13 protein-coding genes and 1 pseudogene are annotated in these 14404 nt (G+C 70.7%); 3 read left to right on the top strand and 11 right to left on the bottom strand.

Going from position 1 to position 14404, the window contains the following annotated elements:
• The first annotated feature begins 24 nt into the window (after positions 1-24).
• Positions 25-522 (top strand): MarR family winged helix-turn-helix transcriptional regulator, encoded by a 498-nt coding sequence (locus FPZ12_RS02140; protein WP_144745971.1) that lies wholly within the window; start codon positions 25-27, stop codon positions 520-522.
• 12 nt (positions 523-534) lie between these two features.
• Here the strand turns inward: FPZ12_RS02140 and FPZ12_RS02145 are convergent, their stop codons facing one another.
• The 6 genes and pseudogenes from FPZ12_RS02145 to FPZ12_RS02170 form a co-directional block, all read right to left on the bottom strand.
• On the bottom strand, positions 535-1125 hold the full coding sequence (locus tag FPZ12_RS02145; RefSeq protein ID WP_144745970.1) for a TetR/AcrR family transcriptional regulator: 591 nt from the start codon (positions 1123-1125) through the stop codon (positions 535-537).
• Between the two features lie 69 nt (positions 1126-1194).
• Positions 1195-2499, bottom strand: coding sequence for an ABC transporter substrate-binding protein (locus tag FPZ12_RS02150; RefSeq protein ID WP_144745969.1), 1305 nt, complete (start codon positions 2497-2499; stop codon positions 1195-1197).
• On the bottom strand, positions 2496-3587 hold the full coding sequence (locus FPZ12_RS02155) for a branched-chain amino acid ABC transporter permease (protein ID WP_144745968.1): 1092 nt from the start codon (positions 3585-3587) through the stop codon (positions 2496-2498). Before FPZ12_RS02155 ends, FPZ12_RS02150 begins: the two co-directional genes overlap by 4 nt.
• Positions 3584-4462: a branched-chain amino acid ABC transporter permease gene (locus FPZ12_RS02160; protein ID WP_144745967.1), complete on the bottom strand. Its 879-nt coding sequence runs from the start codon at positions 4460-4462 to the stop codon at positions 3584-3586. Before FPZ12_RS02160 ends, FPZ12_RS02155 begins: the two co-directional genes overlap by 4 nt.
• 203 nt (positions 4463-4665) lie before the next feature.
• Positions 4666-5169: pseudogene (locus tag FPZ12_RS02165) on the bottom strand (ABC transporter ATP-binding protein); the annotation flags it as partial.
• Positions 5162-5944 (bottom strand): ABC transporter ATP-binding protein, encoded by a 783-nt coding sequence (locus tag FPZ12_RS02170; protein WP_144745965.1) that lies wholly within the window; start codon positions 5942-5944, stop codon positions 5162-5164. The pseudogene FPZ12_RS02165 and the gene FPZ12_RS02170, both read right to left, overlap by 8 nt.
• Positions 5945-6174: 230 nt before the next feature.
• Here FPZ12_RS02170 and FPZ12_RS02175 point away from each other — a divergent pair, with 230 nt between their 5' ends.
• A complete protein-coding gene (locus FPZ12_RS02175) occupies positions 6175-7692 on the top strand; it encodes a long-chain-fatty-acid--CoA ligase (protein ID WP_144745964.1) in 1518 nt (505 codons plus the stop codon).
• Here FPZ12_RS02175 and FPZ12_RS02180 read toward each other — a convergent pair.
• The 5 genes from FPZ12_RS02180 to FPZ12_RS02200 all read right to left on the bottom strand — a co-directional run bounded on the left by FPZ12_RS02180 (position 7670) and on the right by FPZ12_RS02200 (position 12798).
• Positions 7670-8704 (bottom strand): zinc-binding dehydrogenase, encoded by a 1035-nt coding sequence (locus FPZ12_RS02180; protein WP_144745963.1) that lies wholly within the window; start codon positions 8702-8704, stop codon positions 7670-7672. The two genes, FPZ12_RS02175 and FPZ12_RS02180, sit on opposite strands and share 23 nt — an antisense overlap.
• Positions 8705-8788: 84 nt before the next feature.
• Entirely contained in the window at positions 8789-9172 is a 384-nt protein-coding gene (gene trxA, locus FPZ12_RS02185) for a thioredoxin (RefSeq protein ID WP_144745980.1), read from the bottom strand.
• Between the two features lie 431 nt (positions 9173-9603).
• Positions 9604-10428, bottom strand: a complete 825-nt coding sequence (locus FPZ12_RS02190) for a MerR family transcriptional regulator (RefSeq protein ID WP_144745962.1) — start codon at positions 10426-10428, stop codon at positions 9604-9606.
• Positions 10429-10461: 33 nt separating this feature from the next.
• Positions 10462-12042, bottom strand: a complete 1581-nt coding sequence (locus tag FPZ12_RS02195) for a long-chain-fatty-acid--CoA ligase (protein ID WP_144745961.1) — start codon at positions 12040-12042, stop codon at positions 10462-10464.
• A gap of 63 nt (positions 12043-12105) precedes the next feature.
• Positions 12106-12798, bottom strand: coding sequence for a TetR/AcrR family transcriptional regulator (locus tag FPZ12_RS02200; RefSeq protein ID WP_243769630.1), 693 nt, complete (start codon positions 12796-12798; stop codon positions 12106-12108).
• Positions 12799-12848: 50 nt separating this feature from the next.
• On the opposite strand from FPZ12_RS02200, the gene FPZ12_RS02205 reads away from it, so the two are divergent.
• On the top strand, positions 12849-14393 hold the full coding sequence (locus FPZ12_RS02205) for an acyl-CoA synthetase (protein WP_144745960.1): 1545 nt from the start codon (positions 12849-12851) through the stop codon (positions 14391-14393).
• Positions 14394-14404: the final 11 nt, after the last annotated feature.

A 14404-nucleotide genomic window follows, 5' to 3' on the forward strand; every position in this document is an offset into this window, starting at 1 on the left:
GCGACCTGGGTCTACCCTGTCCCGGTGCCGCCTACACCTGAAACCGCTTTCCGGATCGGCCAGACCCTGCGCGAGCTGCTGCGGCTCGCCCCGGAAATCCACGCCACGCTGGCGAGAAGAGTCGGCATCGGGGTGACCGACCTGATCGCGCTCGACCACGTCACCGCCAGCGACACCCCGCTCGGTGTGGTGGAGCTCGGCAATCGCCTCGGGATCCGCTCGGCGTCCGCCACGGTGCTGGTGGACCGGCTCACCGCGGCGGGACATCTGGAGCGCGTGCCGCACGAGACGGATCGCCGCCGCATCACCGTCCGCCCGACCGACGCCGCGCGCACCGACGCCCTCGAAGCGCTCGGCCCCCTCGTGCCGAAGATCCTCGAGGTGGTCGGGAAGCTCGACGCGGACTCCGCCGAGGAGATTCTCGTTTTCCTGCAAGAGATCTCGGCGACTCTGACCGCCTTCTGTGCGGCTTTTTCGGAGTGGAACCACAACGTTTCTGTTGTTAAGACGCCGAATGTATAGGCCGTTATACACTCAAGAATCCGGGTAAAGCCGGCCCATCAGTTCGAGCACCTCGTCGATCATCCGCCGGGCCTTCGCCCGGCTCGGCGCGGCCGCCACCTCACGACCGGCCTCGGTGGCCATCGCCGTCAACGACAGCACGAGCATCTCGCTCAACGGGTGCACGTGGTCGTTGACCAGCACGGAGTTCGCGTGCAGCCACTCGCGGAACCGCTCCCTCGCGAGCAGGCCGAACCCGGCGGGCCCTCCCCCGGACAGGAACACCGTCGCCAGCTCCCGTTCCTCCCAGCAGCCCTCCAGATACGCGCGGGTGCCGGCGATGAACAACTGGAGCGCGTCCTGCTCGCCGCGGCGCAGCGCGGTACGGAACGCCTGGGCCGAACGATGCTGCTGACGGCGCTGGTACTCGTTGTACAGGGTGATGTAGAGATCGGATTTCGCGGCGAAGTGGTGGTAGAGGCTGCCGACGCTCGCCCCGGCCCGCTCGGCGATGTCGGCCATGTTCGCGTTGTCGTAGCCGGCCGCGGAGAAGACTTCACGCGCGGCTTCGAGCAAAGCGGCGCGGGTGATCTGGGCGCGTTTGCTGCCGGTCACCTCTGTCATCCCCTGATTCTGCCGGACGCCCCGTGGGGCGGGCACACCGGCGCGTGGCGCGCCCGCCCCACGGGTTCCTCACGCCGCCGGGATCCCGTTGGCCGGGGCCGTGGGCTGCGCCGTCGTGTAGGGCACGACGGGCCCGTCGGCGTCGTCGGTGGTCAGCGGTGTCCCGGAGGCCACCGCCACGCCGCCGCGGATCGTGGAGATCTGCCCGCCGGTGTAGCCGGCGTGCGAGTCGGGGCCGTACCGGAAGGGCACCAGCCCCGGCCCGCTCAGCCCGCCCTTGTTGAGCGCGTCGAGCACCTTCTGCCGGGTCAGGTCCTTGCCCGCGGCCTGCAGCGCCTGCACGAAGGTGTAGGCGTAGGACATCGCGTAGAGCACGTTGCCGTCGAAGGGGATCGTCGGGATGTACTGGTCGTGGATCTTCTTGAACAGCGCGATCCACGAGTTGCCCGTATCCGTGGTGGCCGGCAGGTACGCGCTGCTGACCATGCCCTCGATCAGATCGGTGCCCTTGACCGCGGAACCGGCCTGCTTGGCGAAGTTCTCCAGCAGCCCCGAGACCGTGGTCGGGTCGGCACCGACGCTCGAGACGACCATCTGCGGCTTGTAGCCCGCCTTCGCGGCGCCGAGCCGGAACAACGCGGTGTAGGCCGGAATGGACTCCAGCACCACGACATCCGCCTGCGAGCGCGCGATCGCCGAGACCTGCGCGGCGATGTCGGTGTTGCCCGGCTGGTACGGCTGGCGCGTCACGACGAGGCTCTGGTCGATGTACTTGTCGAGGCCCTTCATACCGTCGTGGCCGAAGTCGTCGTCCTGGTAGAAGTAGGCGACCTTCTTGCCGGCGAAGTTCTTCTTCACGTAGTCGCCGAGGATCTTGCCTTCGACGGTGTAGTCCGGCTGCCAGCCGTAGGTGTACGGGTGCTCCTTCGGGTTGTCCCAGCAGGTGCAGCCGGACGCGACGAACAGATCGGGCACACGCGAGCTGTTGAGGAAGTCCACGACCTTCGTGTGCGTCGGCGTGCCGAGCGCGCCCAGCATCGCGAACACGTTGTCCTGCAACACCAGTTGCTTGGTCAGGGTGACCGTGTTGGCGGGGTTGTAGCCGTCGTCGAGGTACTTGTAGTCGATCTTGCGGCCGTTGATCCCGCCGTTGGCGTTCACGTAGTCGAAGAACGCCTTGGCCGCCGGGCCCTGCTCGCTGTAGCCGGGCGCCGCCGCGCCGGTCAGCGGCAGGGTGCTGCCGATCGACACGCTGGTGCCGGTCACGCCGGGCGTGCTGCTTTCGCCACCCCCTCCCCCGCCGCAGGCCGTCAGGGCGAGCGTGAGCGCCGCGGTCAGCGCGACCGCCGGACGCCAGTGTCTGGACACGGTCATCTTCTCTCCATCACGGTTGTTGTCGGGCGACGGGACGGGCGGAGCAGCCGGGCGAGCCGGCGCACGCCGGACTGGATGCCGCCAGGGAAAAGCACGATCACCAGGATCAGCACCAGCCCGTAGAGGACGAGCGGGATGTTCGACTGGATCGCCTGCGGCAGCTGCGCCGACTGGGCGAAGTTGGTGGACCAGTTCGGCAGCAGGGTCACGAGCACGGCCCCGTACACCGCGCCGGCGAGGCTGCCGAGCCCGCCCAGCACCGCCGCGGTCAGCAGGGACAACGACAGCGTGAGCGTGAAAGCGCCCGGCGCGGCGAGGTTGTTGACCATCGCGAACAACCCGCCGGCCAGCCCGGCGCACCCGGCGCTCACACAGAACGCCAGCACCTGCGTCCGGGCCACGTGCACCCCGGACAGCGCGGCCGCGTCCTCGTCTTCACGGACGAAGCGCATGTTGCGGCCGAGCCTGCTGCGGGCCAGGTTCGCCAGCAGGAACAACACGATCACGAGACACAGCCCGCCGATCCACGCCTGCCAGCGCTCGAGCGGGAACGACTCCCCCAGCGACAACGGCGGCGGCTGCGGCGTCACGATCAGGCCGTTGGCGCCGCCGAGCACGTCACGCAGACCGTGATAGTCCGCCAGCGACGGCAACCCCACCGCGAGCGCCAGCGTCGCACCCGCCAGGTACGGGCCGCGCAGCCGTGCGGCGGCCACCCCGACGAGCGCGCCGAGCAGGCCGGTGATCACCGTGGCCGCGATCAGCACCGTCCACAATGGCCACTGCAGGTGCTCCAGCAGCAGCGCCGCCGAATACGCCCCCACGGCCACGAAAGCGCCGTGCCCCAGCGAGATCTGCCCACTCAGGCCGGACAACACGGTCAGCCCCGCGGTCGCGATCGCCATGTAGCAGATCTGCGCCAGTTGCAGGTTGTCGAACGCGTCCAGCGAGATCGACAGGAAGTAGAACGCCAGCAGCCCCAGCGCCGACCAGAACAGGTGGCGCAGCAAGGTGGAACCGCGCCACAGCCGCAGCGGGGCCGGCGCCCGCTTCACTTCGGCGTCCTCGCGCGTCTCGGTCGCCGTCATACCCGCCGCCTCACGCCGGTGCCGAACAACCCGTTGGGGCGCACCATGAGCACGGCGATCAGCACTACCAGCGAAGCCAGCGTGACGATGTCCGAGCCGAGGTAGCCCGCCACGTAGGACAGCACCGCGCCGAGCACCAGCCCGCCGACCACGGCGCCCGGCGGGCTGTCCAGGCCGCCGATCACCGCGGCGGTGAACCCGAACACCAGCACCGCGTCGAACCCGGTGGGGCTGACGAAGGTGCTCGGCGCGATCAGCACCCCGGCGACCGCGCCCACGACCGCCGCGAGCGCCCAGCCGACGGTGAGCATCCGGCCGACCCGCACCCCCAGCAGGCGGGCCACCTCCGGCGCGAACGCCGCCGACCGCATCTTCAGCCCCAGCGACGTCCGCCGGAACACCACCGCGAGCACCGCCATCAGGCCCAGCACGACGAGCACCACCCACAAGTCGTTGGGAGAGAACAGCAACTGGTGATCCCCCACCTTGAACCCGGCGATCCCGAACGCGGGCGGGTACGAGCGCGGCGTGCCGCCGAACAGCATTCCCGCCGTCCCCTGCAGCAGCACCAGCAGGCCGAACGTGACGACGACGGCGTCCAGCGGCGGCCGGTTCTCCACCGGGCGCACCAGCACCCGCTCGACCAGCGCGCCGAGCAGGAACCCGCTCACGATCGCCACGCCGAGGGCGAGCCAGTACGAGGCGCCGTGGGAAACCACGGTGTAGGCGAGGAACGTGGTCAGCATCAGCATGCCGCCCTGGGCGAAGTTGACGATCCGGGTGGAGCGCCAGATCAGCACGAGCGCCAGCGCGACGGCCGCGTACACGGCCCCGCTGGTCAGCCCGGCCAGCGTCAGGTCAAGGAATCGGCCCATCACATCTCCAGGTAGGCGCGCCGGACCCGGTCGTCGGCGGCCAGGCTCGCGGCGTCGTCGTCGGCCACCTTGCGGCCGAGGTTGAGCACCACCGCGCGGTCGGCGACCGACAGCGCGGTACCGGCGTTCTGTTCCACCAGCAGCAAAGTCAGCCCGGTTTCGGCGCGCAGCGTGCGCAGCGTCGCGACGATCTGGGCGGCGGTGCGCGGGGCGAGCCCGAGCGAAGGTTCGTCCAGCAGCAGCAGTTCCGGGCGGCTCATCAAGGCGCGGGCGATGGCGAGCATCTGCCGTTCCCCGCCCGAGAGGGTTTCCGCGCGACGGCTCCGGCGTTGCGCCAGCGGCGGGAACAGTTCGTACATCCGGGAAAGCCCCGTGCGGAGCCAGCCCTTGTCCTTGCGCCACAACCCGCCGAGGCGCAGGTTCTCCTCCACCGTCAGCTCGACGATCACGCCGCGCCCCTCGGGCACGTGCGCCATGCCGAGGCGCACGAGGTCCTCCGGCGCGCGGCGCGTGACGTCCCGCCCGGCCAGTCGCACCGTGCCCGCTTTCGGGGGCAGGAGACCGCTGATCGCGCGCAGCAGCGTGGTCTTGCCCGCCCCGTTCACGCCGAGCACGGCGGTGATCGAGCCTTCCGCGACCTCGACGTCGACGTCGTCGAGCGCGCGCACCGGGCCGTATTCGGCGACCAGCCCGCTCACGTCAAGCATCGGCCACCCCGACCGTCTCGCCGAGATAAGCGCGCTGCACCGCCGGATCCGCGCGGGTCGCGCCCGGGGTGCCGTGCGCGATCACCTCGCCGAAGTCGAGCACCACCAGCTCGTCGCACAGGTTCATCACGAACTCCATGTGGTGTTCCACGAGCATGACCGCGGTGCGCTCGCGCAGCCCGCGCAGGATCCCGGCCAGCTCCGTGGTCTCGGTGGCCGACAGCCCGGCGGCCGGTTCGTCGAGCATCAGCAGCCGCGGTTCGCTGATCAGCGCGCGGCCGAGCGCGACGCGTTTCCTGATGCCGTAAGGAAGGCTGGCGCAGACGCGGTGCGCGTCGGCGGCGATGCCGAGTGTCTCCAGCACCTCCATCGCCCGGTCCCGCACCCGGTGTTCTCGCCGTTCGGCCCACGGCGAAGCCAGCATCGCGGCCACCGCGCCGGTGCGCACGAGATGCGACGCCCCGGCGATCACGTTCTCCAGCACGCTCAGATGCGGGAACAGGCCGAGGCCCTGCAGCGTCCGCGCGATACCCAGCCGGGTCAGCCGGTGGGGGCGCGGCCGCAGCGGCTTCCCGTCGAACAAGATCGAACCGGATTCGGGCCTTACGAACCCGCAGACGGTGTTGAACAAGGTGGTCTTGCCCGCGCCGTTCGGGCCGATCACGCCGAGCACCCCCGCCTGCGGGACGTCGACCGAAACCCGGTTGAGCACTTGCAGTCCACCGAACGCGACACACAGTTCGCGAGCACGCAAAAGGGGGCCGGACTCATCCATTCCGCACGATCACCGCCTCGTCGCAGTGTCCCGATTTCAGAACCTGATTCGGTTCGCGGCGAACAGTACAACGGCGCGGGCGGCTTGCCCAGTGTTCCGGCCGAATCAGACATTCCGGTGCTTTTCCGTGATCTGCGGGTGACACCGGCTTGATCGGCGGCGGCGACCTGTTAGCGTCGGAACAGCAAAGACCGAATGGCGTTCTAGTTTTCCTCGTCGAAGGGGAGGCCATGCTCAATCTCTCCGTGCTGCTGGAGTCCACCGCCCGCCGGCTGCCCGGCCGGGCCGCGCTCGTGCAGGGCGCGCGCACGCTGACCTACGCCGAGCTCGACGGCAAGGCGAACCAGGTGGCCGGGGCGTTGCGGGCGAACGGGGTGCGGCCGGGCGACCGGATCGCGCTCATCGCGCCGAACGTGGCCGAGTTCCCCATCCTCTACTTCGGGCTGCTCAAGGCCGGCGCCGTGGTCGTGCCGCTGAACCCGCTGATGAAGGACCGCGAGCTGAGCTTCGTCTTCAACGACTGCGGCGCGGTCGCCGTGTTCGCGTGGGAGGGCAGCGAAGGGCTACCGGTGCTGGCCAACGCGCGCGCCGCCGCGGAGCAGTCGCCGAGCGTGCGGCAGGTGATCCCGCTGGGAGAGCTCGAAGACTTCCTCGCGCCGCATCCGCGCGAGGCCGAGACCGAGCCGACCGGCGCCGAGGATCCCGCGGTGATCATCTACACCAGCGGCACCACCGGCACCCCGAAGGGCGCCGTGCTCTCGCACGTGAGCCTGTTGCTCAACGCGCGGATGAAGGAACTGCTGGTCCCCAAGCACGATCACGACGTGGTGCTGGTCGCGCTGCCGCTCTACCACGTGTTCGGGCAGACGTCGGTGATGAACGGCAACGTGCACGGCGGCGCCACGCTCGTGCTGCTGCCGCGTTTCGACCCGAAGACCGCGCTGGAGCAGATGATCGAGCACGGGGTCACGCTGTTCTCCGGGGTGCCCTCGATGTTCCAGGCCTTCCTGCAGGCGGACCCCGACGGCACGAAACTGCGTGCGGTGGCCAAAACCGTCCGGCTCGTCACCTCCGGCGGCGCGGGCCTGCCCGTCGCGTTGTACGAACGGTTCCGCCAGACCTGCGGGCTCGGGATCCGGCAGGGCTACGGGCTGTCCGAAACCAGCCCGACGGTCACGTTCAGCCCCTGGGACGAGCCGATCCGCCCGGCGTCGGTCGGGAAACCCGTGTGGGGCGTGGACATCGAGGTGGTGGACAAGCAGGACAAGCCGGTGCCGGCGGGCGAAGTCGGGGAGATCGCCATCCGCGGCCACTGCGTCATGCTGGGCTACTACAACCAGCCCGAAGCCACCGCCGAAGCGGTGCGCGACGGCTGGTTCCACACCGGCGACCTCGGGAAGTTCGACGAGGACGGCTGGCTGTACGTGGTGGACCGGGTCAAGGACCTCATCCTGCGCGGCGGCTACAACGTCTACCCCGCCGAGGTGGAACAGGTCCTGCTGTCCCATCCGGACGTCGCGATCACCGCCGTCGTCGGCGAGGACCACGAGCGGCTCGGGCAGGAAGTGGTGGCCTACGTGGTGCCGCGCACCGGGCACGAGATCGACGTCGACGCGCTGTCCGCCTGGGCGCGCGAACGGCTGGCGGAATACAAGTACCCGCGCCGCATCCACGTCCGCGACGCGCTCCCGATGACCTCGACGGGCAAGATCCTCAAGCGGGAACTCACGGCTCCAGGACGAACCTGATCGGATGGCCCTCCTTGCGGATGAGCTTCTCCACCACCTCGCCCGCGTCCGCCAGCGGGAAGCGGGCGGTGATGGAGCGGCTCAGGTCCAGCCGGTGATGGCCCGCCAGCCCGATGAGCGTCTCCACGTCCCCGGGCTCGGACCCGTAGTGCCCGAGCACCCGCTGCCCGCGGATGCTGAACGCCATGCTCTGCGAAAGGGCCAGCGGCTGCGGGGTGAGACCCACCAGCACGAGCCGCCCGCCGAGGCCGAGGCAGGTCACCGCCTGCTCGCGCACCGCGGCGACCCCGGCCATGTCGAACGCGATGTCCAGACCACCGGTCACCGCGTGCACCTGCTTGACCAGCTTGGGATCCGCCGAGTCGAAGGCGTAGTCGGCGCCGAAGGCCAGCGCCCGCTCGCGTGCCGCCTCCAGCGGGTCCACCGCGACGATCGGCGCCGCCCCGACGAGCCGCAAGAGCTGCACGGCGTGCGCGCCGAGCCCGCCGACGCCCCACACCCCGGCGGGGCGACCCGGGCGGGCCTGGCCCGTGCCGGTGACCGCGCCCCACGGCGTCGAGACCGCGTCGGGCACGATCGCGGCCTGGTCGAACGGCAGGTCTTCGGGCAGGGCGATGAGGGTGTGCTGGCTCGCGAGCGCGTACTCGGCCCAGCCGCCGTCGTAGTCGACGCCGCGGGTGCGGATCTGCAGGCAGGGCCCGCGGAACCGCACGCAGTTCGGGCACCGGCCGCACCGCTCGCCCGCTTCGAGCGCGACCCTGTCGCCCACCCGCCACGGCTCCGGTACGTCCGGGCCGAGCGCGTCGATCACGCCCGCGACCTCGTGCCCGAGGGTGACCTCCGGGGCGGCCAGGAACAACGGCGTGAGGCCGCCTTCGATCAGGTGCACGTCGGAGAGGCAGACCCCGGCCGCCGCCACCTTGATCCGGACCTCGCCCGGCCCCGGTTCGGGGACGGGCACGTCCTTCACGACGAACCTGCGCGGGCTGAGTTCGAGGCGTCCGGCCAGCATGAACCCTGTTCTACACGACGATCAGCGGCCCTGCCGCACGGGAGAAGGCGGGCCCGCGCCGGGGCCCGCCTTCTCCCGCCGGGTTCAGGATCCTTGCTGTTCCTGCTGCTTCTGCTGTTCGGCGACCTCGCGGCGGACCTCTTCCATGTCCACGTCACGGGCCTTGCCGATCAGCTCCTCCAGCGCCGGCTCGGGCAGCGCGCCCGGCTGCGCGTACAGCACCACGCCGTCGCGCACGATCATCAGGGTCGGGATCGAGGAGATCCCGAACGCACCGGCCAGCTCCTGCTGGGCCTCGGTGTCCACCTTCCCGAACACGATGTCCTCGTGCTTGTCCGACGCCTTCTCGTACACCGGCGCGAACTGCCGGCACGGCCCGCACCAGGAGGCCCAGAAGTCGACCAGGACCATACCCTCCTGACCGACCACCTCGTCGAAGTTCTCCTTGCTCAGCTCGACCGTCGCCACGTGACTCTCCTTGGATGGGGTAGGACACCAGCTGTAACACACCGGCGGCCCGCGTTCTTCCGCCACGGTGGCCGCGTGCCTCCCGCCGCGGTAGTGCCGGACGACGTCGCCCAGACCGGCAGCACGCTCCACGACGACCAGGCCGTGGTGTTCGACGTCGAGGGCAAAGGCCTCGACGTCGTTACCGGCTGCGGGCACGCGGGCATCGTGAACATCGTCCCGGCACGCGCGGCGGCTCACCGGGGTCGGGCGGATCTCCGCGATCCTCGGCGGGCTGCACCTGCGGGGACGGGCCAGTCCCGCCGCGCTCGGGCCGGACGTCGTCGTGCCCGCGCACCGCACGAGTTGGCAGGCACAGCACCGGCTCGCCGCCGCGATGCCGGGCGCGTTCCAGGCCGACTCCGTCGGCAGCCGCTTCGAGCTCTGCGAACTTACGACGAGGTCAGTAGTTCGAGCGCGGCCGTGAGGCCGGGCGTGTGCTGCGTGCCCGGCGGGCAGCGGTCGGGCCAGCCGGGGCCGGCGAGGATCCGGCGCACGGGATGACCCCGCAGCACCCGGATCACGTCGGCGTCCGCCGTCTCCGGGCGTTGCGACCACAGGACCACGGCGATCGGGCGCGCGGCCGCGATCGCGCGGGCGAGGCTCGCCGTCGGGGTGGCCGCGCCCAGCATCCGCGCCGGGTGACCGCGTTCGGCGAGTGCCGCTGAAAGCGCTTCCAGCGCGAGCGTGTGGTACTCCCCCGCCACGCACGTCAGCAGCACGCGCGGCGCGCCCTCCGCGGGCCGCGGAACCCGGTGCAGCGCGGCGGAAATCGCCCACGACAAGGCATGTTCGGTGTCCACACACGCGGGATCCTCGCGCTGGTCGCCGTCGATCGCGGCGAGCGCCGGGCGGCAAAGCCTTTCCCACGCCCCGACGACGCCCCGCTGGCGCACGCAGTCCTCGATCACGTGCAGGCACCGATCCGGCTCCAGCGCCCGCGCCGCCGCGACCAGTTCCGCCAGCTCGTCCTCCGCCGCGCCCGGCGACGCGGCCGTCTTCGCCGCGTCCGACGGCAGCATCCCGGCCGACACGAGGTCCCGCATCCGGCACAGCCGCCACACGTCTTCCGCCGTGTAGCGGCGGTAGCGGCCCGGCTCGATGTTCTGCGGCCCGACATCGTAACGACGATGCCAGCTTCGCAACGTCGACGGCGCGATACCGAGCCGCCGGGCGACCTGTCCCGCCGTCCACACCGCGCCCTGCTCCGGCTCCACGGAGCCATCCTGGCAGCAAAGCGCCGCAACGGCTCAAGTGGACTCGATGACCAGCCTGCCCGCCGCCCGGTCGGCCCGCAGCTGCGTCTTGAGCACCTTCCCGCTCGGGTTGCGCGGCAGCGCTTCGACCACCGCGATCCGGCGTGGGCGCTTGTACCGGGCGAGCCGTTCGGTGCACCACTCCTCGAGCTCCGCGGGAGTGGGCGGTTCGCCCTGGGTACGGGGGCTCAGCACGGCCAGCGGGGTCTCGCCCCACTTCTCGTCCGGCATCCCGATCAGCGCGACTTCGCCGATCTTCGGGTGCCCGGCGAGCACGTCCTCCACCTCGGCGCAGTAGATGTTCTCGCCCCCGGAGATGATCATGTCCTTCTTGCGGTCGACCACGTAGTAGTAGCCGTCCTCGTCCTCGCGGACCAGGTCGCCGGAGTGGAACCAGCCGCCGCGGAAGGCTTCCGCCGTCTCGGCGGGCTTGTTCCAGTACTCCTTCATCACCATCGGGCTGCGGTAGACGATCTCGCCGACCTCGCCGCGCGGGACGTCGTTCAGGTCGTCGTCCACGACCCGCACCTCGACGTTGAGCATCGGGGTGCCCACCGAGCCGATCTTGCGGATCGAGTCCTCGCCGCGCAGCAGCGTGGTGACCGGGCTGCATTCGGTCTGCCCGAAGGCGGTGTTGACGTCCGCGCCGGGGAACGTCTCGATGAGGGTGCGCAGCAGCGTGGTCGACGCCGGGGCGGCGCCCCAGGAAATCCGCGTCAGCGCGGAAAGATCGCGGTCGGCGATGCCCGGCACGGCGCAGATCGCCTGCCACTGCGCGGGAACGAGGAAGCACGACGAGACCCGCTCGCGCTCGAACAGCTCCACGACCGCGGCCGGGTCGAACTGGCCTGAGGGCAGCAGCACCGTCCGCCCGCCCAGCAACAGGTTCGGCAGCAATCCGGACAGCCCGGCGATGTGGAACAACGGCGCCGCCGCCAGCCACACCTTGTCCTCCGGGGTGACGCCGAGGTGCGCCATGTTGCTGAACGCGTGCATCAGCAGGTTGTGATGGGTGAGCACGGCGCCCTTGGGCCGCCCGGTGGTCCCGGAGGTGTACATGATGAACGCCGGGTCCTGCTCGTCCACGGTCAGCTCGGCGAACTCCGGCGACGCGGCGGCCAGCGCCTCCTCGTAGTCCGCCCCGTCGCCGCCGAACACGAGGCAGGGCACGTCGAGGCTCGCCTTCTCGCGAGCCTTGGCCATCGCCCCGGCGAGCGGGGCGTGCACGATGATCGCCGACGCGCCCGCGTCTTCGAGCACGTAGGCGATTTCGTCGGCGACGAGCCGGAAGTTGACCGGCACGCAGATCGCGCCCAGCCGGGTGGACGCGAAATAGCCTTCGAGGACTTCGAGCGTGTTGAGCCCGAGGACCACGACGCGGTCCCCGTAGCCGACGCCGCGCTCGCGCAGCGCGTTGGCCAGCCGGCTCACGCGCTCGTCGAACTCGCCGTAGCTTCGGCTGGTTTCGTTGTACCGGAAGGCGATCCGGCCGGGACTGAGCCTGGCGTGCCGGGCGAGCTGGTCGCCCATGGTCATGCCGCGGCCCAGCAGGCGGGGAACGGACGGTTCGGACATCGGCCACCTCGGCGCTGAAGACGGCGGAACAGCCGCCAACCTACGGCCACCGGCCCGAAACAGTCAACGTTGACTGGCGACTTCGCCGAACAAGATCCCCCGCGCCATCCCCTGCCACAGCGCGACGTGCGGGTCGGTGACCGGGGGCCGGGTGCGGAACGCGTACGGCAGCGCGGCGCCCCGCATGCTGGTGAACAGCAGCTCGCGGAGCTCGCCGTAGCGGGGATGCGCGCACACCGCCGGGCCCCAGATCCGGTCGCCCACCTTGCGGATCGCCTCCCGCAGCTGCCGCTCGGCCGGGCGCAGCGACTGGGCCAGCGAACGGTTCGTGCGCGCGGCCGTCCACAGTTCCATCGCCGCCCAGAACGGCGGCTCCTGGAAGGTGGCCCACAGCAGCTCGATGCAGCGGTCGACGCGGCGCGGGCCTTCGGGCTCACCGGCCAGCGCGCCCGCGACGCGGTCTTCGATCTGCCGCAGATGGGTGCTCGACAGGTGCTGCGCGGCCGCCACGAGCAGGTCGTCACGGGACGGGAAGTGGTGCAGCAGGCGCCCGCGCGACACCCCGGCCTTCGCCTGGATGGCCAAAGTGGACGCGCCCGCGTAGCCCAGTTCGACCAGGCAGGCCACCGCCGCGTCCAGGATCAGCGTCCGGCTGTCGGCGCTGCGGTCCTGGCGGCTGCGCGTGGCGGCACCGGACGGACTCACCGGGAGAGCGTAACGCAGGAACACGCCGAAACAGTCGGTGTTGACTGTCACCGGGTCTGCTTGACAGGCTCAAGGGAACCGCCGGTTCGAGGAGGAGCCGTATGTACCCGGGTACTTTCGCCGCGACCCATCCGGACCGGCCCGCCATCGTGATGGCCGGTTCGGGGGAACGTCTGACCTACGGCGAGCTCGACGAGCGCTCCATCCGCCTCGCCAACGGCCTGGCGGCGGCCGGGCTGCGCCGCGGGGACAGCGTCGCGCTGCTGACCGACAACACGTTCCGCGCCTACGAGGTGTTCTGGGCGGCGATGCGGTCCGGGCTGTACGTGGCGGCGGTCAACAGCCACCTGTCCGCGCCCGAGGTCGCCTACATCGTCGGCGACTCCGAAGCCAGGGCGATCGTCGTGTCGGCGACACTGGGCGAGCTGGCCGCCGAAGTCGGCAGGCAGGTGCCGGACGCCGGGATCCGCTTGGCGTACAACGGTTCCGTCGACGGTTTCGACAGCTACGACGAGTTCCTCGCCGCCGCGTCGCCCGTCGCCCCGGACGACCAGCCCTGCGGCGCGGACATGCTCTACTCGTCGGGAACCACCGGGCGCCCCAAGGGAATCCGGGTCGACCTGCCGGATCGCCAGGTGGACGAAGCCGGTGACACGCTGACCCCGCTGATGCAGTACCTGTACGGCTTCGGCGAGGACAGCGTCTACCTCTCCCCCGCGCCCGTCTACCACGCCGCCCCGCTGCGATACGGCGCTTCCGTGCATCGTCTGGGCGGGACGGTGGTCATGATGGAGCGCTTCGACGCCGAGGCCGCGCTCCGCGCCATCGAGACCTACCGGATCACGCACAGCCAGTGGGTGCCGACGATGTTCATCCGCATGCTCAAGCTGCCCGCCGAGGTGCGCGAGCGCTACGACCTCTCGAGCCACCGGGCCGCCGTGCACGCCGCCGCGCCCTGCCCGCTCGACGTCAAACGCGCGATGATCGACTGGTGGGGGCCGATCATCTTCGAGTACTACAGCTCCACCGAAGGCGCCGGGATGACCTTCGTCCGCAGCGAGGAATGGCTCGAGCATCCCGGCACAGTCGGCCGCGCCGCGCTCGGCGTCATCCACATCTGCGACGACGACGGGAAGGACCTGCCGCCCGGTGAGGTCGGCACGATCTTCTTCGAACGCGACGAGGTCCCGTTCACCTACCACCGCGACCCGGACAAGACGCGCCAGGCGCAGCATCCGGAGCATCAGACGTGGGTCACCACCGGCGATATCGGCTACCTGGACGAGGAAGGCTGGCTCTACCTCACCGACCGCAAGGCGTTCATGATCATCTCCGGCGGGGTCAACATCTACCCGCAGGAGGTGGAGGACGCGCTCGCGCTGCACCCCGCGGTCCTCGACGTGGCGGTGATCGGCGTGCCGGACGAGGAGATGGGCGAAGCCGTGAAGGCCGTCGTGCAACCCGCGCCCGGCGCGACGCCCGGCCCGGAACTGGCGGCCGAGCTCCTGGAGTACGTCCGCGGGCGCATCGCGCACTACAAGGCCCCGCGCACGGTGGACTTCATCGACGAACTTCCCCGCACACCAACGGGAAAACTGGTGAAGCGGCGGTTGCAGCAGCGGTACACGGCCCCGGTCGCGTCCTGACCCGGGGAGTG

Source organism: Amycolatopsis acidicola (genome assembly GCF_007713735.2).
Classification (GTDB): domain Bacteria; phylum Actinomycetota; class Actinomycetes; order Mycobacteriales; family Pseudonocardiaceae; genus Amycolatopsis_E; species Amycolatopsis_E acidicola.